Source organism: Streptomyces sp. NTH33 (assembly GCF_003236365.1).
GTDB lineage: Bacteria > Actinomycetota > Actinomycetes > Streptomycetales > Streptomycetaceae > Streptomyces.
In genome coordinates, this window is sequence record NZ_POTZ01000736.1 from 1 (window position 1) to 2246 (window position 2246).

The window sequence follows — 2246 nt, forward strand, 5'->3', positions numbered from 1 at the left end:
GTTGCGTACGGCATCCGTTCCATGCCAGCCACCCCATCATGCACACGACATGACACGGGGGCGGAACCGTCCCATCACCCACGAACGGGCGACACCAGATCATCTGGAACGGGACTTAACGCCCTCTGAGACAGCCGCCTGCCGACACGTCGTGAGACTGGAGGGGAAAGTCCAGGTCACAGCGTCGGCGCATGACACCGAAGGTGAGAACCTACATGTAGGTTCCCAGCTTCCGTGTCCTTTTCCCACGAACCGTGGCCACTCGGCGGCCTTGGTCGAGGCTGCGCAGGTCAGAGACCTGTCCTCGACGAACGATCCCGAGGATTTGGACACGGCCGTGAGAATGAGCGGCTGGACACAGCGTGAGACGCCGCGAGAAGCCGCAGGTCACGGCATCGCCGTAGGACACGAGCAGCGAGACCCTACATCCCTGTAGGGTCTCAGATTTCGTGGCCAAATCTCACGAGCGATGGCCAAGCGATGGCATATCTGACACGAATCTGAGACTGGCAGGTCAAGCCGCCCACTCGTATGGGTGATGGGGCTCTGATGCTGGTGCCCTGGTAGAAGCCCGCTGACACCGTGGGCTCACGGGGCATCGCTCGTGGGCTTGGGGGGTGCGGCGGGGGAATCGCCGCGACAGTGAGAGGAAACACCCATCCAAGCCGTGAGACAGCGGGAAGCTGCTCAGCGCCTCGTCTCGTACCTGGTCACGACCACGCCGCAGGGAAGCGTCCGCGTCTCCACCAGGTTCAGGTTCACCCAGCTGTCCAGCGCGGTGAAGAACGGCGTGCCGCCGCCCACCAGGACCGGCGCGGTGGCCAGCACGTACTCGTCGATCAGCCCGGCCCGCATGGCCGCCCCGGCGAGCGTCGCGCCGCCGATGTCCATCGGGCCGCCGTCCTCGGCCTTGAGCCGGGTGATCTCGGCGACCGCGTCGCCGGTGACCAGGCGGGTGTTCCAGTCGACCTTGTCGATCGTCGAGGAGAACACCACCTTTGACATGTCCCGCCAGCGGCGCGCGAACTCGATCTCCGCCGGGGTGGCGTTGGGCTGCTGGTCGGCGGTCGGCCAGTAGGAGCTCATCGTCTGCCACAGCTTGCACCCGTACAGCGACAGGTCGGTCGCCTGCAACTGGTCGGACCAGAACTGGAACAGCTCGTCGCTCGGCACGCCCCAGCCGATGTCGTCGCCGGGCGCGGCGATGTAGCCGTCCAGGGTCAGGTTCATGCCGCAGATCAGTTTCCGCATGGCCCAGCCTTCCGTCCGTGGGTGTCCGGCGTATAGACCAGCGCGGCGCGGGAAACTCATCGGTGCGCGATCCGGGCTCGCCGGTAGTCCTCGTGCTCGGGGCTCAGCGTGGTGTACCCGGCCGACACGGGCAAGCCACCTGATCTCGACCTCGTCCTCGCGAGGAAATGCCACGGATTTGAGACTGATCACGGGTGACAAGGCCGTGAGACAGCCAAGAACGCCCAGGTCACGCAAGATTGACATGTCACGAGCGGCGAGACCCTACAGACTCGCTGCCCACGTCAACCAAGGCCGTAACGCGAGGAAGACGACGCCGGGGCAAGACACCGAAACACGAAGCTGGTGATCGGTCGCAGCGGAGGTTGAGCGTTCTCATCGAAGGCTGGTCGATGATCCTTTTCTCGTCGAAGGCTGAGTGGGCACAGGCCAGGGCGAGACGAGGCATCTGCGCGGTCACCGATGACGTGTTGCGGAATGTCCTGAACAGGCCCTGTTGCGGTGAAGGTGCCGCTTCTAGGGTCGGGCCGCCACTCCACGCGGCCTGGCGGCAACAGGCCCCGGCAACCCTCCGAAGGGCGTGACGAGTCCGTGGTATCCAACTGCGACGCAGTGTGGCGCGAATGTGTTTCTCTCGGACGGTGCGTCCTGCCACTGGTGGATCAGGAACTGTGGCGGCGGGCCAGGCGCCATGAGGACTTCCGCGAGCGCGGACTCGATGTCGGCCAGGGCGAGCGTCTGCTCGCGATCTTCGCCGCTCTCGCGATGTACGCGACTGTCGCTGACGCACTCGCGGCAGGCAGTCCGGGCAGCCTCGAAACGCTTCACGCCACGCCCTTGCATGCTGTGGCACAAGCAGTGGTCAGTAAGAAGCTGTTGTCTTTCCGGGCTTGAGGACGGCGTTTTCGCTGGTCGGGCATAGGGGCGGCGATCTGGTGGGAGTGGTGGCCTGTCGTGTCGTCGTTCCCGTGGAGGTCGTGGATGCCGTCGGTGGT

General features: G+C 65.1%; 2 protein-coding genes. One reads left to right on the plus strand and one right to left on the minus strand.

Annotated features, from left to right (window positions below; translation table 11 throughout):
* Positions 1 to 687: 687 nt before the first annotated feature.
* Positions 688 to 1251 (minus strand): dihydrofolate reductase family protein, encoded by a 564-nt coding sequence (locus C1I97_RS35650; RefSeq protein WP_111007081.1) that lies wholly within the window; start codon positions 1249 to 1251, stop codon positions 688 to 690.
* Between the two features lie 657 nt (positions 1252 to 1908).
* Here C1I97_RS35650 and C1I97_RS35655 point away from each other — a divergent pair.
* Positions 1909 to 2145 (plus strand): hypothetical protein, encoded by a 237-nt coding sequence (locus tag C1I97_RS35655; RefSeq protein ID WP_111007082.1) that lies wholly within the window; start codon positions 1909 to 1911, stop codon positions 2143 to 2145.
* Positions 2146 to 2246 lie beyond the last annotated feature (101 nt).